The sequence below is a fragment of the Streptomyces sp. NPDC047706 genome, assembly GCF_043204795.1.
Taxonomy (GTDB): Bacteria; Actinomycetota; Actinomycetes; order Streptomycetales; family Streptomycetaceae; genus Streptomyces.
Genome location: NZ_JBIDCW010000003.1, coordinates 160,184 through 185,268, shown reverse-complemented (window position 1 = coordinate 185,268; position 25,085 = coordinate 160,184). Strand labels below are relative to the sequence as shown.

Annotated in this window: 22 protein-coding genes and 1 pseudogene; 9 read left to right on the top strand and 14 right to left on the bottom strand. The window is 70.8% G+C overall.

Features of this window, described 5'->3' with window-relative positions; genetic code table 11:
* Position 1 precedes the first annotated feature (1 nt).
* From ACGF8A_RS04580 to ACGF8A_RS04570, 3 genes are all read right to left on the bottom strand, one after another.
* Positions 2-814 (bottom strand): HAD family hydrolase, encoded by an 813-nt coding sequence (locus ACGF8A_RS04580; protein WP_393104168.1) that lies wholly within the window; start codon positions 812-814, stop codon positions 2-4.
* Complete coding sequence (locus tag ACGF8A_RS04575) at positions 814-3,378, bottom strand: phosphoribosyltransferase (protein WP_393104166.1); 2,565 nt, start codon at positions 3,376-3,378, stop codon at positions 814-816. Before ACGF8A_RS04575 ends, ACGF8A_RS04580 begins: the two co-directional genes overlap by 1 nt.
* Positions 3,379-3,541: 163 nt before the next feature.
* Entirely contained in the window at positions 3,542-4,720 is a 1,179-nt protein-coding gene (locus ACGF8A_RS04570) for an HpcH/HpaI aldolase/citrate lyase family protein (RefSeq protein WP_393104164.1), read from the bottom strand.
* 208 nt (positions 4,721-4,928) lie between these two features.
* On the opposite strand from ACGF8A_RS04570, the gene ACGF8A_RS04565 reads away from it, so the two are divergent.
* Positions 4,929-5,813 (top strand): TerD family protein, encoded by an 885-nt coding sequence (locus ACGF8A_RS04565; protein ID WP_393104162.1) that lies wholly within the window; start codon positions 4,929-4,931, stop codon positions 5,811-5,813.
* A gap of 3 nt (positions 5,814-5,816) precedes the next feature.
* On the opposite strand, the gene ACGF8A_RS04560 is transcribed toward ACGF8A_RS04565, so the two are convergent.
* The 6 genes from ACGF8A_RS04560 to ACGF8A_RS04535 form a co-directional block, all read right to left on the bottom strand.
* Complete coding sequence (locus tag ACGF8A_RS04560; protein ID WP_393104161.1) at positions 5,817-6,554, bottom strand: Tellurium resistance; 738 nt, start codon at positions 6,552-6,554, stop codon at positions 5,817-5,819.
* A 128-nt stretch (positions 6,555-6,682) separates the two neighbouring features.
* Positions 6,683-7,816 carry a DUF475 domain-containing protein gene (locus ACGF8A_RS04555; protein WP_393104159.1) on the bottom strand — a complete coding sequence of 378 codons (1,134 nt, stop codon included), beginning with the start codon at positions 7,814-7,816 and terminating at the stop codon, positions 6,683-6,685.
* Positions 7,817-7,875: 59 nt separating this feature from the next.
* On the bottom strand, positions 7,876-8,451 hold the full coding sequence (locus ACGF8A_RS04550) for a TerD family protein (RefSeq protein ID WP_393104156.1): 576 nt from the start codon (positions 8,449-8,451) through the stop codon (positions 7,876-7,878).
* 103 nt (positions 8,452-8,554) lie between these two features.
* A complete protein-coding gene (locus ACGF8A_RS04545; protein WP_393104154.1) occupies positions 8,555-9,130 on the bottom strand; it encodes a calcium homeostasis/redox stress adaptation protein in 576 nt (191 codons plus the stop codon).
* 112 nt (positions 9,131-9,242) lie between these two features.
* Entirely contained in the window at positions 9,243-9,701 is a 459-nt protein-coding gene (locus ACGF8A_RS04540) for a peroxiredoxin (protein ID WP_393104152.1), read from the bottom strand.
* Between the two features lie 109 nt (positions 9,702-9,810).
* A complete protein-coding gene (locus ACGF8A_RS04535) occupies positions 9,811-10,248 on the bottom strand; it encodes a DUF3052 domain-containing protein (protein ID WP_393104150.1) in 438 nt (145 codons plus the stop codon).
* Between the two features lie 418 nt (positions 10,249-10,666).
* Here ACGF8A_RS04535 and aceE point away from each other — a divergent pair, with 418 nt between their 5' ends.
* Both aceE and ACGF8A_RS04525 read left to right on the top strand, forming a co-directional pair.
* Positions 10,667-13,414: a pyruvate dehydrogenase (acetyl-transferring), homodimeric type gene (aceE, locus tag ACGF8A_RS04530; RefSeq protein WP_393104148.1), complete on the top strand. Its 2,748-nt coding sequence runs from the start codon at positions 10,667-10,669 to the stop codon at positions 13,412-13,414.
* 88 nt (positions 13,415-13,502) lie between these two features.
* Complete coding sequence (locus tag ACGF8A_RS04525) at positions 13,503-14,264, top strand: potassium channel family protein (protein ID WP_393104146.1); 762 nt, start codon at positions 13,503-13,505, stop codon at positions 14,262-14,264.
* Positions 14,265-14,325: 61 nt separating this feature from the next.
* Here the strand turns inward: ACGF8A_RS04525 and ACGF8A_RS04520 are convergent, their stop codons facing one another.
* Both ACGF8A_RS04520 and ACGF8A_RS04515 read right to left on the bottom strand, forming a co-directional pair.
* Positions 14,326-14,631, bottom strand: a complete 306-nt coding sequence (locus ACGF8A_RS04520; RefSeq protein ID WP_393104144.1) for a small hydrophobic protein — start codon at positions 14,629-14,631, stop codon at positions 14,326-14,328.
* 251 nt (positions 14,632-14,882) lie between these two features.
* Entirely contained in the window at positions 14,883-16,502 is a 1,620-nt protein-coding gene (locus ACGF8A_RS04515; RefSeq protein ID WP_393104142.1) for an MFS transporter, read from the bottom strand.
* Positions 16,503-16,616: 114 nt separating this feature from the next.
* On the opposite strand from ACGF8A_RS04515, the gene ACGF8A_RS04510 reads away from it, so the two are divergent.
* From ACGF8A_RS04510 to ACGF8A_RS04500, 3 genes are all read left to right on the top strand, one after another.
* Positions 16,617-17,276, top strand: coding sequence for a TetR family transcriptional regulator (locus tag ACGF8A_RS04510; protein WP_393104140.1), 660 nt, complete (start codon positions 16,617-16,619; stop codon positions 17,274-17,276).
* A gap of 146 nt (positions 17,277-17,422) precedes the next feature.
* Entirely contained in the window at positions 17,423-18,640 is a 1,218-nt protein-coding gene (locus tag ACGF8A_RS04505) for an alpha/beta hydrolase (protein WP_393104138.1), read from the top strand.
* A gap of 66 nt (positions 18,641-18,706) precedes the next feature.
* Positions 18,707-19,561, top strand: coding sequence for a DUF4429 domain-containing protein (locus tag ACGF8A_RS04500; protein WP_393104136.1), 855 nt, complete (start codon positions 18,707-18,709; stop codon positions 19,559-19,561).
* A gap of 85 nt (positions 19,562-19,646) precedes the next feature.
* Here ACGF8A_RS04500 and ACGF8A_RS04495 read toward each other — a convergent pair.
* Together ACGF8A_RS04495 and ACGF8A_RS04490 are read right to left on the bottom strand one after the other, a co-directional pair.
* Positions 19,647-20,337: pseudogene (locus tag ACGF8A_RS04495) on the bottom strand (aldo/keto reductase); the annotation flags it as partial.
* On the bottom strand, positions 20,334-20,840 hold the full coding sequence (locus ACGF8A_RS04490; protein ID WP_393104134.1) for a MerR family transcriptional regulator: 507 nt from the start codon (positions 20,838-20,840) through the stop codon (positions 20,334-20,336). The pseudogene ACGF8A_RS04495 and the gene ACGF8A_RS04490, both read right to left, overlap by 4 nt.
* A 318-nt stretch (positions 20,841-21,158) precedes the next feature.
* Here ACGF8A_RS04490 and ACGF8A_RS04485 point away from each other — a divergent pair, with 318 nt between their 5' ends.
* Entirely contained in the window at positions 21,159-21,983 is an 825-nt protein-coding gene (locus ACGF8A_RS04485; RefSeq protein WP_393104132.1) for a serine hydrolase domain-containing protein, read from the top strand.
* Positions 21,984-21,989: 6 nt separating this feature from the next.
* On the opposite strand, the gene ACGF8A_RS04480 is transcribed toward ACGF8A_RS04485, so the two are convergent.
* On the bottom strand, positions 21,990-22,643 hold the full coding sequence (locus ACGF8A_RS04480) for a pirin family protein (RefSeq protein ID WP_393104130.1): 654 nt from the start codon (positions 22,641-22,643) through the stop codon (positions 21,990-21,992).
* A 218-nt stretch (positions 22,644-22,861) separates the two neighbouring features.
* Here ACGF8A_RS04480 and fasR point away from each other — a divergent pair, with 218 nt between their 5' ends.
* A complete protein-coding gene (gene fasR / locus ACGF8A_RS04475; RefSeq protein ID WP_393104128.1) occupies positions 22,862-24,067 on the top strand; it encodes a fatty acid biosynthesis transcriptional regulator FasR in 1,206 nt (401 codons plus the stop codon).
* Positions 24,068-24,156: 89 nt separating this feature from the next.
* On the top strand, positions 24,157-25,068 hold the full coding sequence (locus ACGF8A_RS04470; protein WP_393104126.1) for an ACP S-malonyltransferase: 912 nt from the start codon (positions 24,157-24,159) through the stop codon (positions 25,066-25,068).
* Positions 25,069-25,085: the final 17 nt, after the last annotated feature.

Sequence of the window (25,085 nt, the reverse complement as noted above, 5' to 3'; positions counted from 1 at the left end):
CCTACACCCGCTCCTCCGCCGCGCGCAGGAACTCTCGCAGGATGCGTTCGCCGGCCAGTACCCCGCGCTCGGGCAGAGAGGTGATGCCGGGGGCGGTCCAGCCGCTGTCTGCCAGTTCACCGTGGTGGGGGCGCCAGCCCTTGTCCGCGGCGAGCAGGAGATCCGCGTCGAGGAGGGAGTCGCCCGCGGCGAGGACGAGGTTCGCGCCGGTGCGGCGGGCGACCTCACGCACGGCGGCGCTCTTGGTGAGCGGCTTCGGCACGGCGTAGATCTTGCGGCCCTGGAGGGAGACCGTCCAGCCCCGGTTCTCCGCCCACACCGCGAGCTCCTTCACCCAGTCCTCGGGCAGCAGCTCACGCTCGACGACGAGGTAGGCGAAGAGGTCGTCGGCGACGCGGTGCTTGCGCACCCAGACCGGGTCGGCGGCGGTCAGCAGGTGTTCCTGCACCTCGGCGAGCGACGCGCACTCGTCGGCGAGCCGCGACTGGACGCTCGCGTGCCAGACGGGATCGGACACGCCGTCGACCAGCAGGTGCCCGCCGTTGGCGCAGATCGCGTACTTCGGCGTGGGGCCGGGGAGGTTGATGCGCAGGTACTGCTTGCGGGTGCGGGTCGTGGCCGGCACGAAGACCGCGGCGTCGGCGAGGTCGGTGAGGAGCCCGGCCGCCGTCTCGGTCATGTAGGACAGCGGCTTGCTCTCGTGCACCTCGACGCACAGCAGCCGGGGCGCCCGCGCGTCCGGCATGGTCAGCGCCAACGCGGCGGAGGAGTAGATGAGCGTACGGTCGAGGTCGCTCGCCACCAGCACCGGCATCAGACAGCCACCGCCCTTCCGTCGGCGCCCGTCGCGCCTCGTGTGTACTTGGGATGGATCAACCCCACGCAGGTGTAGGGGAGTTCGGGGATCTCCTCGACCGGCACGCCTCGCTGCTCGGCCAGCAGGCGGACGTGGTCGAGGTCGGGGCCCGCACCGGCACGGGCCAGGATCTTCCAGGGGACGCGGCGCAGCAGCACGCGGGTCGTCTCGCCGACGCCGGGCTTGACGAGGTTCACGTCGTGGATCCCGTACTCCTCGCTGATGCGCTCGACGGCCGCCCAGCCCTCCCAGGTCGGGGTGCGGTCGGCGGACAGCAGTTCCTTGGCGGCGGCGTCGACCGCGTCCGTGACCTCGTCGAAGCGGGCGGAGATGGCGTCGAGGAAGAGGGTGGAGACGTCGGCGCCGGCGAGTTCGCGGTAGAACTTCGCGCCGTGGTAGTCGTGCGGGCCGACGAGGTCGGCGCGCAGGACGGTGCGGGATATCAGCCCGGAGACCGTGGAGTTGAGGCAGGCGGACGGGATGAGGAAGTCCTCGCGGGTGCCGTAGGTGCGGACGCAGGAGCCGGGGTCGGCGAGTACGGCGATCTCGGGGTCGAAGCCGGTGACGCCTTCCGCCTCCTCGAACTCGCTGAGCGCGGCGGCCAGTTCGCGGGTGATGGCGCCCTTGCCGGTCCAGCCGTCGACGAAGACGACGTCGCGGGGGTCGTGCCGGTCGGCCAGCCAGCGCAGGGCGTTGGCGTCGATACCGCGGCCACGGACGATCGACACGGCGTAGTGCGCGACGTCGAGGCCGTGCCGGTGCCGGGCCCAGCGTCGCATCAGGACACCGACGGGGGTGCCGGCGCGGGCGAGGGAGACGAGGACGGGGCGCGGGGAGCGTTCGGCGAGAACGGTTTCGGTCACGACGCCGACGGCGTGGGCGATGCGGGTCGCGGATGTCTTGAGGGCCGAGTGGAAGAGGGCCTGGTACTGCTCGCTGGGCTGGTACTCGACCGGTAGTGACTCGGCGTAGTGCGCGCCGCCGCTCTGGATGGCCTCCTCGCGCTCCTCGGTCGGCGCCTCCAGGGTGACGTCCGACAGGTCCTGGAGCAGCCAGCCGACGTCTTCGGGCGCGTAGCTGGAGAAGGCGGGGCCGCGAAGGGGCTCGGGCAGCATGGCGGGCCTTTCGGGGGCGGGCGGGGCCACGGGGACGTACGACGGCACGACGGCGAGCAGGACGTGCGGGGTGTGCTGCGCGAGCTGGGCGAGGAGACCGTCGGGGGCGTGCAGGGCTGGGGTGTCGGCGGTGGAGTCGACCACCGCGACCACGGCGTCGAAGGCGCCGCCGGCGACGTTGTAGGCGTAGCGCTCGCCGGGGCCGTCGGCGGGGTTGTCGTGCGCCGGGAAGACGAGGCGGGTGCGGATGGCGTAGCCGGGGTCGTCGACCGCGAGTACGGGAGAACGGGTGGTCGTGGAGAAGCGGATCTGCGCGGCGGGGACCAGTTGCTCCAGCTCGCCCGCGAGGCGCAGGGGGGCGTACATCAGTTCCTCGAAGCCGAGGACCAGGACGCGACGGGCGCCGGAGGGCAGTGCCCCGGCGAGGCGGGCGCCCATGGCGGGCAGGGCGTTCTCCAGACGTGTGCGGTGGGCGGCGGTGAAGCCGTGCCGGCCGCCGTCGGGCAGGTCGGTGGGCCAGCGCAGATCGACCCGTCCGATCCGTCCGTGCCCGGCGGCACCGGCAGCCGCGAGCACGGCCGCTGCCGGCTCGTGCTCGGCGACCAGAGCCTGGCCCTTCTCCAGCACCCCGTCCGGGAGCCGCACCGTCCCGCGCGCCGCCGTGACCAGGTCGATGCGGGCACCGATCTCGGTGGCGAAGTCCGTCAGGCGGTCCTGGTCGGTGCTGGAGCGCATGTCGACGAGGGCGACGACGACGTACCGGTCGCGGGGGTAGCGCTCGTGGAGGGCGCGGACGGTGTTGAGGACGGTGTTGCCGGTGGAGAACTCGTCGTCGACCAGGACCAGCGGGCCGTCCCCGGCGAGGAGGTGCGGGTCCTCGGGCAGCAGGAGGTGGGACGTGGCGTGCGAGTGGGACTCCTCGAAGCCGCCGGCACGGGCGACGCCGGGTACGGGGCGGCGGGTGGAGTGCAGGTAGGGGGCGTGGCCGAGACCGTCGGCGACGGCGTGACCGAGGCCGGTGGCCGTCTCGGCGTAGCCGACGACGACCGCGCGGTGCGCCCCGGCGGGGCCGAGCAGCGCGTGCACCCTGCGCCCGAGGGTGAAGCCGGAGCCGTACACGACGGACGGGGACTGCGGTACGTGCTTGCCGAGGACGTTCGACACGAGGAGGTGGGCCCGCTTGGGGTTGCGCCGCAGGGCGAGCCCGAGCATGCCGGTGAGGGTGTCGTCGCCCTCGAGCCGGACCCCGAGCCGCTCGGCGACCCAGCTCCCGGACCACACGCCGTCGTCCTGGCCGGCCCGGTTCAGCGCGCCGGCCCCGTCGAACGCGTCGGTTCTGCCGGATCCGCCGGCGTTGCCGAACCCGTCGTCCCGGCCCGCGGCCGCGTCGTTCACTGCCTTGTCCATGCGTTCCTTGTGTTCAGCCGTTGCTCAGCGGTGTCAGTTGCTCAGCCGTGTCAAAGGTCTTGTGAGATCTTCGGAGGTCTTCTGAGATCTTCGGAGATCTTCGGAGGTCTTCTGAGACCTTCGGAGGTCTTCTCACGCGCCCGATGGCGCCCGGCGCCCGCCCTCACCCGGGGATCCCCGCGGCGAGCAGTTCCACGAAGCCGACGTCCTCGTTGGCGACGCCGAAGACCTCGGCGCGCAGCAGGGTCCGCTCGGCCCAGGCGCGATGTGGCTTCACCTCGTTCATCTTGTTCGTGTACGCCGACCTCAGCACGCCGCCGCCGAGCAGTTCCGGCCGCAGGATGTCCTGGGCGTCGCTGAACTCCTCGTGACTGACGACGGACAGCGCGTGCACCGGCAGCACGTGCGAGGGGTGGATACAGGTCTTGCCGAGCAGACCGTTGGCCTGGTCCAGCGTAATCTCCCGCAGCAGCCCGTCCATGGAGTGCTCGATCAGGGCCTCGCGGAGCTCCTCGGCCTGGCCCTCCAGGAAGGGGCTGCGCCGCAGCTGGGGCTTGAACATACGTTCCTGCACCCGGAAGTACTCCCACACCGGCCCGGTCACGGTGAACCCGGTGCCGTCGGCCCGCCCCAGCATGTTCACCACGTCGGCGATGACGGAGGCGACGACCTGGACGTCGTACGCGGTCATGTCGGGGGCTCTGCGCAGGCCGTAGGAGGAGCAGAAGTCGGTCACGCCGAGGCGCAGCGCGAGGACGCGCTCGCGGTACTTGTCGACGGCCCGGAAGATGCCCTCCAGGGTCTCCACGCGGGACTCGCGGTAGAGCAGCTCGGGTGACTCCAGGACCGGCATGGCGAAAAGCCGCTGTCCGGCGGCGGCCTCGGCGATCGTCAGGGCCTCCAGGAAGGGCATGCCGCGTTCCTCGGTGAACTTCGGCAGCACGAATCCGGACAGCAGCCGGACGGTGGCGCCGAGGCGGCGGACCAGGTCCGGGATCTGCTCCGGCGCGCGGACGCGGATGAACAGCAGCGGGAGGTCGGCCCCGGGCGCGCGCTCGTCGAACGCGGCGAGTTCGGCGAACTGGCGCACGAGGTTCTCCTCGCCGGCCAGGACGTCCGCGTCGCCGATCGAGTCCTCCAGGCACAGCACCATCGAGACCACACCGCGGCCGGTCTGCTTGGCGATGTCCTCGGCGAGCCGCGGCCTGGTGGCCGGGCTGTACAGGGTGGCACCCAGGGCCGCGGCGAGCAGCCGGGCCGGGGAGCCGGCGGTGAATTCGCACGGCTGCCGGTGGAAGAGGCGCTGCCGCACCTCAGGGGCAATGTGCCCGAAATGACGCATATGGCTTCCCTGTGGTGCTTGATTGGCCTGGGTACCGGCTGAAGGTGGCCGGTAATAGTACGTAGGAGTCCATGTCATGGGTTCCCGCAGGGCATGAATTTCAAGTAACGCAGGGGCGGGCAACGTCTCTGGCCCGCGCCGGCGGGCGGCTGGGCGCCTGCCCTACCCCGCATTGTCGTGAGCAGGACCGAGAGGGCAGGATGACCGCATGAGTCACGCGATGTTGAAGGGGTCCAACGTCCCGCTCGAAGCCACGACGGTACGCGCCGTCCTGCGCTGGACGCCCGGACAGGGGGTCCCCGATGTCGATGCCTCTGCGCTGCTCCTCGGCCCCGACGGCCGTGTGCGCTCCGACGAGGACTTCGTCTTCTACAACCAGCCCCGGCACCCCTCCGGGAAGGTGTGGCGGCTCGGCAAGAAGCGTGTCGCCGAGGGCCTGACCGACACGATCCAGACAGAGCTGACGGGTGTCGAGCCGGACGTCAGCCAGATTCTGCTGGTCGCGTCGGCGGATGGCGTGACGTTCGACCGCGTACGGTCACTGCGCATCCTGCTGTACGACGCGGCGGCGCCCGAGGGTGAGCCGCTGGCCTACTTCGACGTCAAGCCGGAGACCGGCGAGGAGACCGCACTGATCTGCGGGGAGCTGTACCGGCGCGGGGACGGGTGGAAGTTCCGGGCGCTCGGGGAGGGCTATTCGAACGGGCTGAAGGGGCTCGCGACGGACTTCGGCATCTCGGTGGACGAGTCCGAGGCGGCCGCTGAAGGGACGGCGGCCGACGCCGAGGGCAGGTCCGCCGCCACCCAGGCGGGGCCCGAGGCCTCGCGGCCGCTCCCGCCGGAGCAGCCGACGGCCGTGGTGCCCCAGCCGGTCACGCAGCCCGGGTACGGCTATCCGCAGCAGCAGCCCGCCGCGACGGAGCCCGCGTACGGCTACCCGCACCCGGCCGGCCAGCCCTCCTACGGCTATCCGCAGGCGGCACCGCCCACCGCACAGTCCGGGTACGGCTACCCGCCGCCGGTCCCGGTGCCCGCGGCCCCGGACCCCGACTTCCGGCTGCCGCCGCAGGGTCCCCAGTTCATCGGCCGCTAGCGGTCACCGCTGCGACTTCGCCTTGTGTCCCCTCCCCCACTGCAGCCCCCAGCCGTAGAGCCGGTCGAGTTCCGCCTGGAAGCCGTAGACGAACTTGACCTCGCGCCGCACCCACATCTCGTTCTTCACGTTCTCGATCATCACCACGGCGCAGGAGCGGGCCTGGGGGTGCCGTTCGTCGAGGCCGATCTCGATGCGGGGGCCGTTGCTGGGGTAGAGGGTGACGATGGCGTGGGTGCGGTCGAAGGCCGGGGTCTGGTCGTAGATGTAGACGAACACCAGTAGGCGCTTGATCGCCTCACGGTGGTCGAGATTGACGTAGATCGTCTCGCCGGACGCCGAGCCGAACCGGTCGTCGCCGCTGAGTTTGACGTACGGCGGTGCGTTGACGTCGCCGAGGTAGCCGCCGAGCGGCTGTACGACGCCCTTGGTGCCGTCCTGCAGCTCGTAGAGGCAGCCCAGGTCGAGGTCGACGTTGACCATGCTCTGGCTGTGACCCATGACCTCCGGCGGCTTGAGCGCCTTGAAGGGGTGCCGCAGCAGGCTTTCCCGCTGGGGCCCGCCGATGTCGGAGCTGCGCATCCGCCAGGTCAGATTGATGCGCAGATGCCCGGTCGCCGCCCCCTGTTTGGTGAGTGACACCTGGCTGTGCCGCTTGGTCAGCTCGATCGCGTTGCTGGCCGCGCTGCCCGAGTCGAACTCGGCCGTGCGCCCCCGCCAGAGCCCGTCAAACAACCCCATTACGCCCCCCATACTCCCCACACACCGTGCCGTACCGTGCCGAACAAGACCGACGGGGCGGCCGTCGAGGACATCATGTCGTCCTCGACGGCCGCCCCGCACAAAAGCGTTCCTCACCCGAACGGGTGTCACACCCCGGACGAGACCTCAGTCCTGTCCGCGCCCGCGTTCTTCTCGGCCGCCGCCAGCGCACGATTGCGGCGGACGGAGGACCAGAAGGACCAGGCGATGAGAACGACACCGATCAGGCCGGTGATGATCTCGGAGATCTCGTACTGGATGGTGATCAGCAGGATCACGGCGAGCGCGCCGATGGCGTAGTGCGCGCCGTGCTCCAGGTAGACGTAGTCGTCCAGCGTGCCCTGACGGACCAGGTACACGGTCAGGGACCGGACGTACATGGCGCCGACGCCGAGACCGAGGGCCATCAGCACGATGTCGTTGGTGATGGCGAAGGCACCGATCACGCCGTCGAAGGAGAAGGACGCGTCCAGGACCTCCAGGTAGAGGAACATGAAGAACGCGGCCTTGCCGGCCAGCAGCATGACGGGCTTGCCGGTACGCTTCGCCTCTTCCTCCTGCTGGTGCTCGCGCTCCTCCTCTTCCTCGAGCTTGTCCTCGAAGAAGCCGGAGAGGCCGCCGACGATCATGTACGTGACGAGGCCGGCGACACCGGAGAGCAGAACGGTCTCCGCCTTGTTCGCGGGCCCGGCGTGCAGGTGGGCGTGGGTCGCGAAGGTCATCGACGTGATCAGCAGGATGATCAGGGCGATGCAGACCGAGAGCATGTCGACCTTGCCGAGCTTGGCCAGCGGGCGCTCCAGCCAGCCCAGCCACTTGATCTCCCGGTCCTCGAAGATGAAGTCCAGGAAGATCATCAGCAGGAACATGCCACCGAACGCCGCGATCGCCGGGTGGGCGTCGGTGACCAGCGCCTGGTAGCGCTCCTTGTCGGTCAGGGCGAGGTCGACGGCCTCGATCGGACCGAGCTGCGCGCTGACGGCGACGATGACGACGGGGAAGACCAGCCGCATGCCGAAGACGGCGATCAGAATGCCGATGGTGAGGAAGATGCGCTGCCAGAAGGCGTTCATCTTCTTCAGGATTCCGGCGTTGACCACCGCGTTGTCGAAGGACAGCGAGATCTCCAGGACACAGAGGATCGCCACGATGCCGAAGGCGGTCCACCCCCCGTAGAAGACCGCCGCGACGAGGCCGAGCGCGGTGACCGCGAACGACCAGCCGAAGGTTTTCAGAACCACTGGCTACCCAATCCCTTGTGTACGGGGTGTACGGGTCTCCCCCGCGCCGTAACCCGGCTTTACGAAACGTTGACTCCAAAGTCTAGAGCGATGCCCCTCAGCCCCGACGCGTACCCCTGGCCTACGGCCCGGAACTTCCATTCCTGCTGGTAGCGGTACACCTCGCCGAAGATCATGGCGGTCTCCGTGGAGGCGTCCTCACTGAGGTCGTAGCGGGCGAGTTCCTGGCCGTCGGCCTGGTTGACCACCCGGATGAAGGCGTTGCTGACCTGGCCGAAGGTCTGGCCGCGCTCGTCGGCCATGTGGATCGAGACCGGGAAGACGATCTTGTCGCACCGGGCGGGCACCTTGGAGAGGTCGATCAGGATCGACTCGTCGTCGCCGTCGCCCTCGCCGGTGAGGTTGTCGCCGGTGTGCTCCACCGAGCCGTCCGGGCTCTTGAGCTGGTTGTAGAAGATGAACCACTCGTCGCCCATCACCCGTCCGCTGCTGCACACCAGGGCGCTGGCATCGAGGTCGAACGGGGCTCCGGTGGTGGAACGCGCGTCCCAGCCGAGCCCGACCATCACCTGAGTGAGGTCCGGCGCGGCCTTGGACAGGGAGACGTTGCCCCCCTTGGCGAGCGTGACGCCCATGATGCTTGTCCTCCCCTGGGTGCTGCCTGATGTGGTTGTCCTGCGCGTCCGGCGCCGCACGCAAACGTGCGGCGCCGGACGGGCGGAGCGAAAGGGACGTGGCTCAGACGTTGACGCCGAAGTCCTGCGCGATGCCGCGCAGCCCCGAGGCGTACCCCTGGCCGATGGCGCGGAACTTCCACTCCGCACCGTGCCGGTACAGCTCGCCGAAGACCATCGCGGTCTCGGTCGAGGCGTCCTCGGACAGGTCGTAGCGCGCGATCTCGGCGCCGCCGGCCTGGTTGACGACGCGGATGAACGCGTTGCGGACCTGGCCGAAGGACTGCTGGCGGTTCTCGGCGTCGTAGATGGACACCGGGAAGACGATCTTCTCGATGTCGGCGGGGACGCCGGCCAGGTTGACCTTGATCTGCTCGTCGTCGCCCTCACCCTCACCGGTGAGGTTGTCACCGGTGTGCTCGACCGAGCCGTCCGGGCTCTTGAGGTTGTTGAAGAAGATGAACTGCTGGTCACTGCTGACCTTGCCGGAGTTGTTCAGCAGCAGCGCGCTCGCGTCGAGGTCGAAGTCCGTGCCGGTAGTGGTGCGCACGTCCCACCCCAGACCGACGATGACCGCGGTCAGGCCCGGGGCCTCCTTGGTCAGCGAAACGTTGCCGCCCTTGCTGAGGCTGACTCCCACGAGTCCTCCATTGGTGTCCAGGGGCGGGTGCCCCGTCGTGCGTTGGTATCGGATCAAACGAGTCGATCCTAGTGACGGGTTCCCGGCCGCCGCAGGCCCCGGAACCGAAGAATCACAGGGTGTCGAGAGCCTCGATGTACGCGTCGAGGTCCCGGGCGTCCGGAAGGCCGTTGACGACGCTCCAGCGGACCACGCCGTCCTTGTCGACGACGAAGGTGCCGCGCACCGCGCAGCCCTTGGCCTCGTCGAGGACCCCGTACGCCCGTGAGACCTCGCCGTGCGGCCAGAAGTCGCTGAGCAGCGGGTACTCCAGGCCTTCCTGCTCAGCGAAGACGCGCAGGGTGGGGATGGAGTCGTTGGAGACGGCGAGCACCTGGGTGTCGCGGTCGGAGAACCGCGGCAGGTTGTCCCGCACCTCGCACAGCTCGCCGGTGCACACGCCGGTGAAGGCGAACGGGAAGAAGATCAGCACGACGTTCCGCTCGCCACGGAAGTCCGAGAGCTTCACGGCCCGCCCGTGGTTGTCCTTCAGCTCGAAGTCGGGGGCCTTGTCGCCGACCTGGATGGCCATCGTCGTCCCTTCGATGGGGCTGTTCGGGTGGCCACCACCCTACGCAGCGATCACGGACGGCCGTCGGACGGGCTGACGTCCGTCAGCCCGTCCCACGTTCAACGAACGGTCACCGCTTGGACTTCGCGGCCTTCGGCGTCGCCAGACGGCTGCCGCTCCAGTCCTTGCCGACGCTGACGCTCTTGGACGCGGTCAGCCCGGCCGTGGTCGCGGCTTCCGAGATGTCGCTCGGCTCCACGTATCCGGACCGGCCGGTCTTCGGCGTGAGGAGCAGGATCGCGCCGCCTTCCTCGATGTACGTGGTGGCATCCACCAGCGCATCCGTAAGGTCGCCGTCGTCGTCACGGAACCACAGCACAACGGCGTCGGCCACGTCGTCAAAGTCCTCGTCCATCAGGTCGCCCTCGACGGCTTCCTCGATGGCCTCGCGGAGCTCCTGGTCGACGTCGTCGTCGTAGCCGATCTCCTGGACCACCTGCCCGGGCTGGAACCCCAGCCTGGCGGCAGGGTTCGTCCGCTCCTCCGCGTGGTCCGCGGTCGCGCTCACGGGTTGCCTCCTGATCATGTTTTGGATTGGGGGGTGCCCCCTGCCCGTCAAGAGCCTGGGGGAGTCTCAGCCACGCGCGTGCGCGAAGCATTGGCCGTAGTCCACACGGGCGGGACGGATCGCGCAAGTACCCGGCGGTTCAGACCGCCGAAACGGTGACGATCCCGGCCGTGTCGCCGCAACTTCAGGCAGGCGACCAAGCCCGATCGTGACGTACACCACACCTATCTGCCCCGTATGTACGTTTGGGAATCATCCCTGGGTACGAGATTCGCACGGCCCTGCGTCATGAGCCGGCCGGGGAGCTTCGTTACCTCACGGTAGAGGTGACGTTTGCGGCCCCGAGGTACACGATGGGGAACGGTGCAGGCATACCGAAAACCCTCGATAATCGGCCCTCCGACAGGTAAGGAACAGCGTGGCTTCCGGATCCGATCGCAATCCGATCATCATTGGCGGCCTTCCGAGTCAGGTTCCTGACTTCGATCCCGAAGAGACCCAGGAGTGGCTCGACTCCCTCGACGCCGCCATCGACGAGCGCGGCCGTGAGCGGGCCCGCTACCTGATGCTGCGCCTGATCGAGCGGGCCCGCGAGAAGCGCGTGGCCGTGCCCGAGATGCGCAGCACGGACTACGTCAACACCATCCCCACCAAGAGCGAGCCGTTCTTCCCGGGCAACGAGGAGATCGAGCGCAAGATCCTCAACGCCACCCGCTGGAACGCGGCCGTGATGGTCTCGCGGGCCCAGCGCCCCGGCATCGGCGTCGGTGGTCACATCGCCACGTTCGCCTCCTCGGCCTCCCTCTACGACGTCGGCTTCAACCACTTCTTCCGCGGCAAGGACGAGGGCGACGGAGGCGACCAGGTCTTCTTCCAGGGGCACGCCTCGCCGGGCATCTACGCCCGCGCGTTCCTGCTCGACCGCCTCTCCGAGCAGCACCTCGACGGCTTCCGGCAGGAGAAGTCGAAGGCGCCCCACGGCCTGTCCAGCTATCCGCACCCGCGGCTGATGCCGGGCTTCTGGGAGTTCCCGACCGTCTCGATGGGCCTCGGCCCGATCGGCGCGATCTACCAGGCGCGGATGAACCGCTACATGCACGCGCGCGGGATCGCCGACACCTCGAAGTCGCACGTGTGGGCGTTTCTCGGGGACGGCGAGATGGACGAGCCGGAGTCGCTCGGCCAGCTGACCATCGCCGCCCGCGAGGGCCTGGACAACCTGACCTTCGTGGTCAACTGCAACCTCCAGCGGCTCGACGGCCCGGTGCGCGGCAACGGCAAGGTGATCCAGGAGCTGGAGTCGGTCTTCCGGGGCGCCGGCTGGAACGTGATCAAGCTCATCTGGGACCGCACCTGGGACCCGCTGCTCGCGCAGGACCGGGACGGCGTGCTGGTCAACAAGATGAACACCACGCCGGACGGCCAGTTCCAGACGTACGCGACCGAGACCGGCGCCTACATCCGCGACCGCTTCTTCGGCGACGACCACCGGTTGCGCGCGATGGTCGAGAACATGACCGACCACCAGATCCTGATGCTGGGCCGCGGCGGTCACGACCACCGGAAGATCTTCGCGGCGTACAAGGCGGCCGTGGAGCACACGGGCCAGCCGACGGTGATCCTGGCCAAGACGATCAAGGGCTGGACGCTCGGCCCGAACTTCGAGGGCCGCAACGCCACGCACCAGATGAAGAAGCTGACGGTCGACGACCTCAAGCGCTTCCGGGACCGCCTGCACCTGCCGATCTCCGACCGCGACCTGGAGTCCGGCCCGCCGCCGTACTACCACCCGGGCCGGGACTCGGAGGAGATCCAGTACATGCACGACCGCCGCAAGTCGCTCGGCGGTTACGTGCCCACCCGCGTCGTCCGCTCCGAACCGCTCGCACTGCCGGACGACAAGGCGTACGCGACCGTGAAGAAGGGGACGGGCCAGCAGTCCATCGCGACGACCATGGCCTTTGTCCGGCTGCTCAAGGACCTCATGCGGGACAAGGAGATCGGCAAGCGGTTCGTGCTGATCGCACCGGACGAGTACCGCACGTTCGGCATGGACTCCTTCTTCCCGAGCGCGAAGATCTACAACCCGCTCGGCCAGCAGTACGAGGCAGTCGACCGGGAGCTGCTGCTCGCCTACAAGGAGTCGCCGACCGGGCAGATGCTGCACGACGGCATCTCCGAGGCCGGCTGCACGGCGTCGCTCATCGCGGCGGGCTCGGCGTACGCCACGCATGGCGAGCCGCTGATCCCGGTGTACGTCTTCTACTCGATGTTCGGCTTCCAGCGCACCGGCGACCAGTTCTGGCAGATGGCCGACCAGCTGGCCCGCGGTTTCGTCCTGGGCGCCACCGCGGGGCGTACGACGCTGACCGGTGAGGGTCTGCAGCACGCGGACGGGCACTCGCAGTTGCTCGCCTCGACGAACCCGGGCTGTGTGGCGTACGACCCGGCGTTCGGCTTCGAGATCGCGCACATCGTGCAGGACGGTCTGCGCCGGATGTACGGCGGATCGCAGGAGCACCCGCACGGCGAGGACGTCTTCTACTACCTCACCGTCTACAACGAGCCGATCCAGCACCCGGCCGAGCCGGACGACGTGGACGTCGAGGGCATCCTCAAGGGCGTCCACCGCTTCAGCAGGGGCACTGCGGGATCGATCCCTGCGCAGATCATGGCGTCGGGTGTGGCGGTGCCGTGGGCGGTGGAGGCGCAGCGGCTGCTCGCCGAGGAGTGGGACGTGCGCGCCGACGTGTGGTCGGCGACCTCCTGGAACGAGCTGCGGCGGGAGGCCGTGGCCTGCGAGGAGCACAACCTGCTGCATCCGGAGGAGGAGCAGCGGGTGCCGTACGTCACGCGAAAGCTGGGCGACGCGGAGGGACCCTTCGTGGCGGTTTCCGACTGGATGCGGTCGGTTCCGGACCAGATCGCCCGGTGGGTGCCGGGGACATACCAGTCGCTGGGCGCCGACGGGTTCGGCTTCGCGGACACCCGTGGGGCGGCCCGGCGCTTCTTCCACATCGACGCGCAGTCGATCGTGGTGGCGGTGCTGGCCGAACTGGCGAAGGAGGGGAAGGTGGACCGGTCGGTGCTGAAGCAGGCGATCGACCGGTACCAGCTCCTCGATGTCACGGCGGCCGATCCCGGAGCCGCTGGAGGCGACGCGTAGGCGCCGGCCCGCGCCGGTCGCTGCGGCCGGCCCCGAGGGCGGTGAGGCCCGGGCCTCACCGCCCTCGCGCGTTCCTTACGATGCGGGCATGAAGGAGCAATCGGCGCAGGTGCGGTGGGAGCGGCGTACGCAACGGCCGCTGCTGGTACTGGCCGTCATGTTCGCCGCCGCCTACGCGGTGCCGATAGTGGACGGTTCGGCGGGGCGGACTCTGACGAGGGCCTGTCTGGTCGTGGAATGGGTGGTGTGGGGGGCGTTCGCCACCGACTATCTGGTGCGGCTGTGGCTGACGCCGGACCGGCGGCACTTCGTGCGGCGGAACTGGCTGGACCTGTGCGCGGTGGTGCTGCCGCTGCTCCAGCCGTTGCGGCTGCTGCGACTGGTGTCGACCCTGCTGCTGGTGGGACGGCGGGCCCGGATGGCCTCGCAGATACAGCTGACGACGTACGTGGCCGGCACGGTGGTGGGGCTGCTGATGTTCGGGTCGCTGGCCGTGCTGTCGGTGGAGCGGGACGCGCCCGGCGGAAACATCCGGACGCTGGGTGACGCGGTGTGGTGGTCGTTCACGACGATGACGACCGTGGGGTACGGCGACCACGCGCCGACGACCGGGGTGGGGCGGTTGCTGGCGGTGGGGCTGATGCTCTCGGGGATCGCGCTGCTGGGAGTGGTGACCGCGAACATCGCCGCGTGGTTCATATCCCGGTTCGAGAGGGACGACGCGGAGGAGCGGCGGCAGACGGAGGCCATCACCGCGCTGGCGGAGGAGGTGCGCGCGCTGCGGGCGCAGGTCGCCGCGTTGTCGGGGGCCGCCGCCGTACCGGCGCCGGCCGAGGAGCGGCCGCGGTGAGGTCACCCACGTGAGTGGGCCTCCGGCATCGCGCCGGAGGCCCACTGCCACTCCCCCCGGCTCAGAGCGACCCGTGGCCCGGCGATGCCGCTCCGGCCGGACGGACGGGGGCCGGCAGAGTGTCTGCCGCGCCCAGGACCAGGGCTGCCGGGGCCGGTACGGAGCGGGAGCCGGCCCGGGACCGGCCCATGGCGAGCCAGCCGCATGCCATGGCGACCGGGCCGAGGACGATGCCCGGTGCGAGGAATCGGGCGATCGCACAGATGGTGCCGATGATGCCGGGTCGCGCGCGATCCGGCCCGGTCCGTGACCACGTCCGGCCACGTGAGCGGGGGTACCCGCGCGTCCCTTGTCCGAAGCCCGGCATCGACTCGTCAACTCCCTGAACCTCGCGGTTCCTTCGGGTCGATGGCCGGGTACCCCCGCCGCGCGTTCCATGCCTGACGGTCTGTCGGCGCGCCGCCCCCCTCCGGCAGCGCGCCGCAGCCCGGGCCGCCCTCGGCGTCGTACGCATGTGCCGACGGAACATGCCGTACGGAGGGCTTGACCCACTGTGACCTGCGGCGCGTGCCGGGCGGGAGGGATCTTCCGGACTGTCACCCTGATAGGTGAGTCCCGTCAGATGTGTGCCGCTCCCGCGCCCGCCTCGGCGTTCTCGCCGCGCTTGGTCAGGAACGCGACCAGCACCGCCACCGCCGCGACCCCGGCCGCGACCAGTGACGCCAGGCTCATACCGGAGACGAAGGTGGCGTGGGCGACGTCCGTGATCTTCGCCGCGACGGCTTCCGGCGTGCCCGGCGGCACCGGGGCGACACCCTGCTGGACCGCCTCGGCGGCCTGCCCCTCCTGTGCCGGGGTCAGCGGCGGAAGTCCCGCGTCCACCCAGTTGCCCGGCAGGTCGCTGTCCACCTTGGAGGCCATCACGGCGCCCAGTACGGCCGTGCCGAGGCTGCCGCCGATCTGCATGGCCGCCTGCTGGAGGCCGCCGGCCACCCCGGACAGCTCCATGGCCGCGTTGCCGACGATGACCTCGGTGGCGCCGACCATGACCGGCGCGAGGCCGAGGCCGAGCAGGGCGAACCAGAGCGACATGACGGCGCTGCCCGTGCCCTTGTCCAGGGTGGACATGCCGTACATGGCGAGCGCGGTGCACGCCATGCCGAGGGCCAGCGGCAGCCGCGGGCCGAACTTGGTGATCATCACGCCCGCGAGCGGCGAGCCGACGATCATCATGCCGGTGAGCGGCAGCAGGTGCAGGCCCGCGTCGACGGGGCTCAGGCCGTGCACGTTCTGGAGGTAGAACGTCACGAAGAACAGGCCGCCCATGAACGCGATGGCCATGAGCACCATGAGCACGACACCCGCGGACAGCGGGATCGAACGGAACAGGGCCAGCGGGATCAGCGGCTCACGGACCCGCTTCTCCCACAGGGCGAAGAGCACGAAGCCCACGATCGACGCGGCTATGAAGGTCCATGTCCGGCCGCTGCCCCAGCCCCACTCGGGCGCCTTGATGAGGGCCCAGACCAGGCAGAACATGGCGGCCGACAGCAGGGCGATGCCGAGGATGTCGAAGGAGCGCGGGGCGTTCTCCGCGCGGTGGTCGGTCAGGATCAGCAGGCCCAGGACCAGGGCGAGGATGCCGACCGGCACGTTGATGAAGAACACCGACTGCCAGTTGACGTGCTCGACCAGTACGCCGCCGAGGATCGGGCCGCCCGCGGTGGAGGCGCCGATGACCATGCCCCAGATGCCGATCGCCATGTTGAGCTTCTCGGCGGGGAAGGTGGCCCGCAGCAGGCCGAGGGCGGCCGGCATCAGCAGGGCGCCGAACAGGCCCTGGAAGACCCGGAAGACGATGACCGAGGCGATCGAGTCGGACAGGCCGATGGCTGCCGAGGCGGCGGCGAAGCCGACCACGCCGATCAGGAAGGTCTGCCGGTGGCCGAAGCGGTCACCGAGCTTGCCCGCGGTGATCAGGGAGACCGCCAGGGCGAGGAAGTAGGCGTTGGTGATCCACTGGACCTCGGCCCAGCTGGCCTTCAGGTCCGTGGCGATGGCCGGGTTGGCGATGGCCACGATGGTGCCGTCGAGGGCCACCATCATGACGCCGACGGCGACGGTGATGAGGGTGAGCCAGGGATGGCCGCGCAGGCCCTTGACCGGCGCCGGGTCCGACAGGGCGGCCGGCGCCTTGTCCCCCGGTCCCGTCGTGTCGATGGTGGTCTGACCAGTCATACCGTAGAGGCTAATGACAGCCTCTGACAGTTGACAAACCGATTCACAAGTCAGTAACTGTCACGACACTTGCATATAGCCTGATCAGGCAGAACAGTTCGCGGGAGAGGCGCCATGGACACGGTCGGCAACACACGGACAGGGCCGCGGCCGGGCCTGCGCGAACGCAAGAAGCAGCGCACCCGGGACGCGCTGCTGCGCGCGGCGGTGGAGCTGTTCACCACGCGCGGCTACGACCGCACGACCGTCGACGAGATCGCCGCGGCCGTCGACGTCTCCCAGCGCACCTTCTTCCGCTACTTCTCCGGCAAGGAGGACGCCGCGCTCGCACTGGAGACGATGACGGTGGCGCACTTCGTGGAGGCGGTGCGCGCCCGCCCGCCGCACGAGCCGCCGATGGAGGCGCTGCGCCGCGCGGTGCTGGACGGCTGGGACCGGATCAGCGAGGTCATCGAGGCGGTCGTCCCGGTCGAGGAGTATCTGCGGATGTGCCGGGTGATCGAGTCGACGCCCGTCCTGCTCGCCGCTCATCTGCGGCGATCGGCGGAGACGGAGGAGGAGATGGCGCGCCTGATCGCCGAGCGGGAGGGCCTGGACGTGGACGCCGATCCGCGTCCGCGAGTGGCGGTGGCCGTCTTCGGTGGGGTCATACGGGTGACGGAACGACTGTGGAGCACGGGCCCGGATATCAGCCTGGAGGCCATGCGGACGCTGACGGCCGCGTACCTCGATCAGGTGGGTCCGGTGCTCGCGGGCGACTGGCGGGGGCGCTGAGATCAGGCCCCTGCGGCGGGCGGCACAAGGGGAGACGAGGCAGCGCGGTGCGGTCATCCGCCTTGCGATCAGGTGACTTTCCTCAAACGTGATCCACGACACTCGGTTCACGCGAGACCCTGTCGTTCTCCTAGTGTGTCCTCCCAGTGACTTCCTTCGACACCTCCCCCTCACTCGGCGTCTGGCGCGCGCTGCTCGCGCTGGCCGTGGTGTTCGTGATGCTGACGACCACCGGCTGGACCGCACTGCGCAACCACCGGTCGGACGCGCCGCTCCAGCGCTCCCTCTCCGCCTGGGAGCGCGGCCGTCTCGACGGGCACCGGCTGCCGGACCCGGACACCGCGCCGGGCCGGCTCGCCGCCTTCTTCGCCTCGCTCACCGACGGGCAGCGCGTCCAGCTGGCCCGCCGGTATCCGCTCGCGGTCGGCAACATGAACGGCGCCCCCGTCGGCCTGCGCTACCGGGCCAACCGCATCGCCCTGGACCAGGCACGCAAGGTCGAACGCGAACGCATGCGCGACAGCCGGCTCAGTCCCGCCGGACAGCACGAGGCGGGCCGCCGTATGCACCGCTTCGCGTCACTGATGCGCGCCGACCGGCACATCCTCGCCTTCGACCCCGACGGGGCGGGCCGGGCCGCCGAGGTGTTCGGCGACCTCGACAGGGCCGAGCGGGTCTCCGTCGTCGTCCCCGGCGTCGACACCGATCTGCTCACCTTCCAGCGCACCAACCGCCGCTACGCCGCCCCGGTCGGCATGGCGAAGTCCCTCTACGCCGCCGAGCGCGCCGCCAGCGCCTCGACGCGTACGGCCGTGATCGCCTGGGCCGACTACACCGCGCCCGCGGGACTCGGCATGGAGTCGGCCACCGCGATGCGTGCCGAGGACGGGGCGGTCCGGCTGAACGCGCTGGTGCGCGCGCTGCCCGGGAAGGCGCCGGTCTCGCTCTTCTGTCACAGCTACGGCTCCGTGGTCTGCGGAGTCGCGGCACACGGCCTGCCCGGCCGGGTGTCCGACATAGCGGTGGCCGGGAGCCCCGGGATGCGCGTCACCAACGCCGCGCAACTGCGCACCTCCGCGCGGGTGTGGGCGATGCGGGACGCCGACGACTGGATCCAGGACGTGCCCTACATGGAGTTCGGCGGGTTCGGGCACGGCGCCGATCCGGTGTCCGCGGCGTTCGGGGCGCGCGTGCTGTCGGCGCGCGGCGCCCGGGGGCACGCCGGGTATTTCGTGCCGGGCACGGGCAGCCTCGCCAACTTCGCCGAGATCGGGGTTGGCGCGTACCGCGCGGTGGACTGCGCCGACGATGCGGGCATGTGCCGGGTGGGTTTGTCCGGCACGTCGGCGGCCGGACGCGCGTAGAGACGCAGAACCTGCGGTGTGTGCGGGGAAGGGACGAAAGAGCGCGTGCCGCATACGATGAGCCGCATGGGTGACGTACTGGCCGGATTTCATGCCGCCTGGGAGTTCGAGTCCGACTCCGTGCTCATCCGCTACGAACGGGGGATTCGAACACCTAAGCTCTTCCAGGCGCTCGGCGAGCGGCGGGTGCCGCTCGCGGCGCTGCAAGGGGTGACGCTCTCCCCCGGGCGGCGCGGGACGGTCGTCCTGCGTGCGGAACCACGGCCGGGGGCGGATCCGTTGATCGAGGCGGCCGGGGGACAGCTGAAGGAGTCCAGCGACCCCTATCGGCTGGTGCTGCCGGCCGAGCGGGAGACGCTCGCCGAGTACTACGCGGACGAACTGCGGGCCCTGCTGACCCACTCGGGGCCCTCCGGCCGTCACCTCGTGGCGGCTCCCGAAGCACCCCTGCACTTCAAGGCGTACGACGCGAAGGCGTCCTTCGACGGTACGTCCGTGTCCTTCCGGTGGTTCTGGACGGGGGCGTCGTCGGCGAAGTGGAAGGCCGGGGACCAGAAGTTCGCGGTTTCCGATCTCAGCGGGGTGGAGTGGCGGTCGCCGGAGGTGTTCGAAGGGCATCTGCGGCTGCTGCGGCGCGATGCGGGGGATCAGCCGGCGCAGGCCGATCAGGATCCGGCGGCCGTGGTGTTCGGTCTGGGGTACGGCCCCGTGCACGAGTCGCTGCCGTTCGCGGCGGCCGTGCTCTCGGCGGTGCGTTCCGCCGGGCCGGCGGGGGCCGTGGTGACGGCAGCCGCCGCTCCGCGGCGGGATCCCGCGGACATCGCGGAGCGGATTCGCCATCTGGGGGAGCTGCACCGGGCCGGGCTGGTCACCGATGAGGAGTTCTCCTTCAAGAAGGCCGAGTTGCTGGCGGAGCTCTGACCCCCCGGGCGCGGGTCGGAGGCTGGTCCGCCCGGCGGCGGAGCCGAGGATCGGCACGGCCCCGCGCCCTCCAGGGCCTCTGCCGCTCCCGGCCCGCCGACGTGAACGTCACGTCCGCGTAGCGCGTGCCCGACACCTTCGCGGCCACCGTGTCCAGCAGGGCGAGTTCCTCCGGCGTCAGGGTGATCCGGGTCGCCGCCGTGTTCTCCTCGACGCGGGCCGCCCTGCGCGTCCCCGGGATCGGGACGACCGGCAGCCCGTGCACGGCCGCCCGCTGCTGGACCCACGCCAGGGCGATCCGGCCGAGGGTCGCCCCGTGGGCGGCGGCGACCTCACGGACCGGCTCCAGCAGCGCCGCGTTCGCCACGGCGTTGGCGCCGGTGAAGCGGGGCTGCTGACGGCGGAAGTGGCCGTCGGTGAGGTCCTGTTCGGCGTTCACGAAGCAATGGGTGCGCAAGCCGCGCCCGAGCGGGGAGTCCGGGACCAGGGCGACGCCCGGTTCGCGGGCGGCCGGCACGACCTCCGCCTCGATGTCCCGGCTGAACAGCGACCACTCCGACTGCACGGCGGCGACGGGGTGGACGCAGTGCGCGGCGCGCAGTTCACCGCACGTCCCGGCGGTGCATGCAGTGGAGCTCGATCACGACCTCGTCCCGGTGCGCGCGGAAGAAGAGCGGTCCGTATACGAAGCTCATGCCCATGCAGCCGAGGCCCTGCACGCCGGTCTCGGGTCCGCCGGCGCCGAGCCGCGTCGTCGCGACGGTGCCGTCGTTCATCGCGTGCTGTCCCCTTCGTGCGACGCGTGCGCGCGGCCCGCGCCGGCGTAGAAACCGATCTTGCGGTCGAGCACGGCGAGGGCGTCCTGGAGTTCGGCGATCCGCTCCAGGACGTCCCGCCGGGTCGTCTCCAGCAGCTCGCGGCGCTCCTCGTACGTGCCGTCGCCCGCGCGCACCAGCTCCGCGTACCGCACCATGTCGGCCACCGGCATGCCGGTCAGCCGCAGCTTGCCGACGAGGTCCAGCCAGTCCAGATCGCGGTTGGTGTAGCGGCGCTGGCCGGTGTGCGAGCGGTCGATGTGGGACATCAGGCCGATCCGCTCGTACCAGCGCAGGGTGTGCGCCGACAGGCCGGTGAAGGCGACGACCTCGCTGATCGTGTAGCGGTCCTGGCCGTCGGGGCGAGGGTGCCTGCGGGGCGGGGCGGAACAGATGTCCGTGCGGGTGAGGGTCTCGTCCGGGGCCTGCTCGGTGGCTGCCGCCGTGGTCTGCATCACCGTCATGCGTTCCACGCTATGGCCTTGGAGTGCGCTCCAGGCAAGCGTGACCGGAAAGAGACTGCAGGAGATCACGGCACGGCGGGCGATCCGCACGGGCGGGTCGGGTGCGTCCTCGGCGTGGCCACGGACCCGGACGCGCGCGGCCGGGGATGCGCGCGTGCCTGCACGGCGGAACCGCTGGAGCGGTTCCGTGAGCGGGGGGCCGGTCGGCTCGGCCCGACCGCCTCCGCGGAGGTGGAGCCGCTGTACGGGTCACCGGGCTTCGGGCGGACCGGGACCCCTTCCTGCGGCTGGTGCGCCGAGCGGGGCTAAGGTCGGGGCATGTCCTTGCAGAGCTTGGCGTTGATCGACAACTGGCCGGTGCCCACCGCTGCCGCGGGGGTCGTACGGGCCGACGGCACGGTCCTGGGGATGCGCGGCCCGGCCGACCGGCGGTTCTCGCTGGCCTCGGTGACCAAGCCGCTGGCCGCCTACGCCGTGCTGGTCGCCTACGAGGAGGGCGCGGTCGATTTCGACGAACCGGCCGGGCCGCCCGGGTCGACGGTCCGTCACCTGCTCGCGCACACCTCGGGGCTGGCCTTCGACGAGCACCGGGTGACCGGGCCGCCCGGGCAGCGGCGGCTGTACTCCAACGCCGGGTTCGAGCAGCTCGGGGACCATGTCGCCAAGGCGACGGACATCCCGTTCGCCGAGTATCTGCGGCAGGCGGTGCTGGAGCCGCTGGGCATGACGTCGACGTCCCTGGAGGGCTCCCCGGCGAAGGACGGCGTCTCGACGGTCGAGGACCTGCTGCGGTTCGCCGCCGAGGTCCAGGCGCCGCGCCTGCTCGACCCGCGCACGGTCGCCGAGGCGATGAGCGTGCAGTACCCGGGGACGAAGGGTGTCGTACCCGGGTACGGACACCAGAACCCCAACGACTGGGGGCTCGGCTTCGAGATCCGGAACTCCAAGTCGCCGCACTGGACGGGGGCTTCGTCGTCGCCGCGCACGTTCGGGCACTTCGGGCAGTCCGGTACGTTCCTCTGGATCGACCCGGACGCGGAACTGGCCTGCGCCGCCCTGTCGGACCGGGCGTTCGGGCCCTGGGCGATCGAGGTGTGGCCGGCGTTCACGGACGCGGTGCTGGCCGAGGCGCGGGGGGCCTGACGGCCGTCAGGCCATCTCCCACAGCAGCAGCTCCGCCGCGCTCACCCCCACGGCCTCCACGTCCTTCGCGTCCGTGACGCGGGCCGCGTCACCGGGGCCCAGGCGATCCGCGTCCAGGACGATCTCGCCGCGGACCACATGGACGTAGACGTGCGGGGCGTCGGGGACCGCCGTGCGCTCGCCCGGCGCCAGCCGGCGCACGTGGAGCATCGCGCCGGCCTCCGGGACCGCGTACGGCGTCGCGTCCGCGATACCGCGCACGATCTCGTACGCCGGGTCGCCGCCCGGCACGAGCGGGGCCAGCCACATCTGCACGAAGGTCAACGGGCCCTCACTCTCGTTGCGTTCGACGTGCCGCACGCCGGACGCGGCGCTCAGCCGCTGTACGTCACCGGCGCGCACGACCGACTCGTGCCCGGCCGAGTCACGGTGCGTCAGCTCGCCCTCCGCGACCCAGGTGACGATCTCGGTGTGGCTGTGCGGATGCTCCGCGAACCCGGCGCCGGGGGCCAGCCGCTCCTCGTTGCAGGCGATCAGGGCGCCGAAGCGCAGGTTGCCCGGGTCGTAGTGGGGGCCGAAGGAGAAGGCGTGACGCGACTCGATCCCGGCCTCCGCGTCGCCCCCGGGGTAGCGCTCACCGGCGCGCCGTACATCCATCACGGACACCACCGTAGACCCGCCGCGCCAGGCCGCGGACCGCACCGCGCGGCCCGGCAGCGCGCCGTCGAACCGGTGCCCGTCCAGCCACCGCCGGACCGCCCCGGGAGCCCGCCGGGCACCCGTGGCACACCGCACCCGCGCACCCGGAGGCCGCCGCCCGGGGACCTCGTCCCCACCCGGCGGCACGGGTCCGCGTCCGGATGAGGCAGTCTTGTCCCGTGCCCGAACCCGAAACCAGCAACGCCCGAACCGCCTCCCACGGCGTGCATCCGCACTCCGCGACCCTGAAGCGGCTGGAGAAGTCCTCCGGCAGTCTCGCCGCCCAGGCCATCGCGCGGATGGACGAGACGCTGCCGTGGTACCGGGCGATGCCCCCGGAGAACCGTTCCTGGATCGGGCTCGTCGCGCAGGCCGGTATCGCCGCGTTCACGGAGTGGTTCCGGCACCCGGACGCCCCGCAGGCGATCTCCACGGATGTCTTCGGGACCGCTCCGCGCGAGCTGACCAGGGCGATCACGCTCCGCCAGACCGTGGAGATGGTGCGCACCACCATCGAGGTCATGGAGAGCGCGATCGACGAGGTCGCCGCACCCGGCGACGAGGGGATCCTGCGGGAGGCGCTGCTCGTCTACGCGCGGGAGATCGCCTTCGCCACCGCCCAGGTGTACGCGCAGGCCGCCGAGGCACGGGGTGCCTGGGACGCGCGGCTGGAGTCGCTGGTCGTGAACGCCGTGCTGAGCGGCGAGGCCGACGAGGGCGCGGTCTCGCGGGCGGCGGCGCTGGGCTGGAACGCGCCGGAGCACGTGTGCGTGGTGCTGGGCACGGCACCCGACGGCGACTCCGAGCTGACCGTGGAGGCCATCCGGCGCGCCGCGCGGCATGCCAAGCTCCAGGTGCTGACGGGGGTGCTCGGCGACCGGCTCGTCGTCATCGCGGGCGGCAGCAACAATCCGCTCGCCGTCGCCAAGTCGCTGATCGGGCCCTTCGCCGCAGGTCCGGTGGTCGCCGGGCCGATCGTGCCCGACCTGCTGGCCGCGACCCGGTCCGCGCAGGCCGCCGCGGCGGGCCTGAAGGCGTGTTCCGCCTGGCAGGACGCGCCCCGGCCGGTGCTGGCGGACGACCTGCTGCCGGAGCGCGCGATCGCCTCGGATCCCAGCGCGCGCGAGCAGTTGGTGGAGGAGATCTACAGACCGCTGGAGGAAGCCGGCTCCGCGCTCCTGGAGACCCTCAGCGTCTATCTCGAACAGGCGAGCAGTCTCGAAGGCGCGGCCCGGATGCTCTTCGTTCATCCCAACACCGTGCGCTACCGGCTTCGACGTGTGACTGACGTCACCGGCTGGTCGCCATCGGATGTACGTTCCGCGTTCACGTTGCGCATCGCGCTGATCCTGGGGCGTCTGGCCGATGGTGATCCCCAGCTCTAGTCTTTTGTCGAGGGCCCACAAAACCCCCTCCTGTTCTTCGTCCTTGTCCTCACGGGCGGCTACGCCCGTAACCAAGAGAGAGTGTGAGAGTGCTCGTACTCGTCGCTCCCGGCCAGGGCGCTCAGACGCCCGGCTTCCTGACTCCTTGGCTCGAACTGCCCGGTGCCGCCGACCTGGTCGCCTCCTGGTCGGACGCCATCGGACTGGATCTCGCCCACTTCGGCACCCAGGCCGACGCGGACGAGATCCGCGACACGGCCGTGGCGCAGCCGCTGCTGGTCGCCGCCGGGATCCTCTCGGCCGCGGCACTCGGTGACATCTCGCCGGGCGCGGTGGCCGGCCACAGCGTCGGTGAGATCACCGCGGCCGCCTTCGCCGGCGTCCTCGACGACACCGCCGCGCTGACGCTCGTACGCAAGCGCGGCCTGGCCATGGCCGAGGCCGCCGCGGTCACCCGGACCGGGATGTCGGCGCTGCTGGGCGGCGACCCCGAGGTCACCGTGCCGCACCTGGAGAAGCTGGGCCTGACGCCGGCCAACGTCAACGGCGCCGGGCAGATCGTGGCCGCGGGCACGCTGGAGCAGCTCGCCGCGCTGAACGAGGACAAGCCGGAGGGCGTGCGCAAGGTCGTCCCGCTGAAGGTGGCCGGCGCGTTCCACACCGAGCACATGGCGCCGGCGGTCGAGAAGCTGGCCGCCGCGGCGCGGGAGCTGACGCCCTCCGACCCGAAGCTCACCTACGTGTCCAACAGCGACGGCCGTACGGTCGCCACCGGCGCGGGGGTCGTCGAGCGGCTGGTCGGCCAGGTCGCGAACCCGGTCCGCTGGGACCTGTGCATGCAGACCTTCCAGGAACTCGGCGTCACCGCGCTGCTGGAGGTGTGCCCCGGCGGCACCCTGACCGGACTCGCCAAGCGCGCCCTGCCCGGTGTCAAGACGCTGGCCCTGAAGACCCCCGACGACATCGACGCGGCCCGCGAGCTCATCGCCGAGCACGTCTGACGCCCTGCTGACGCCCT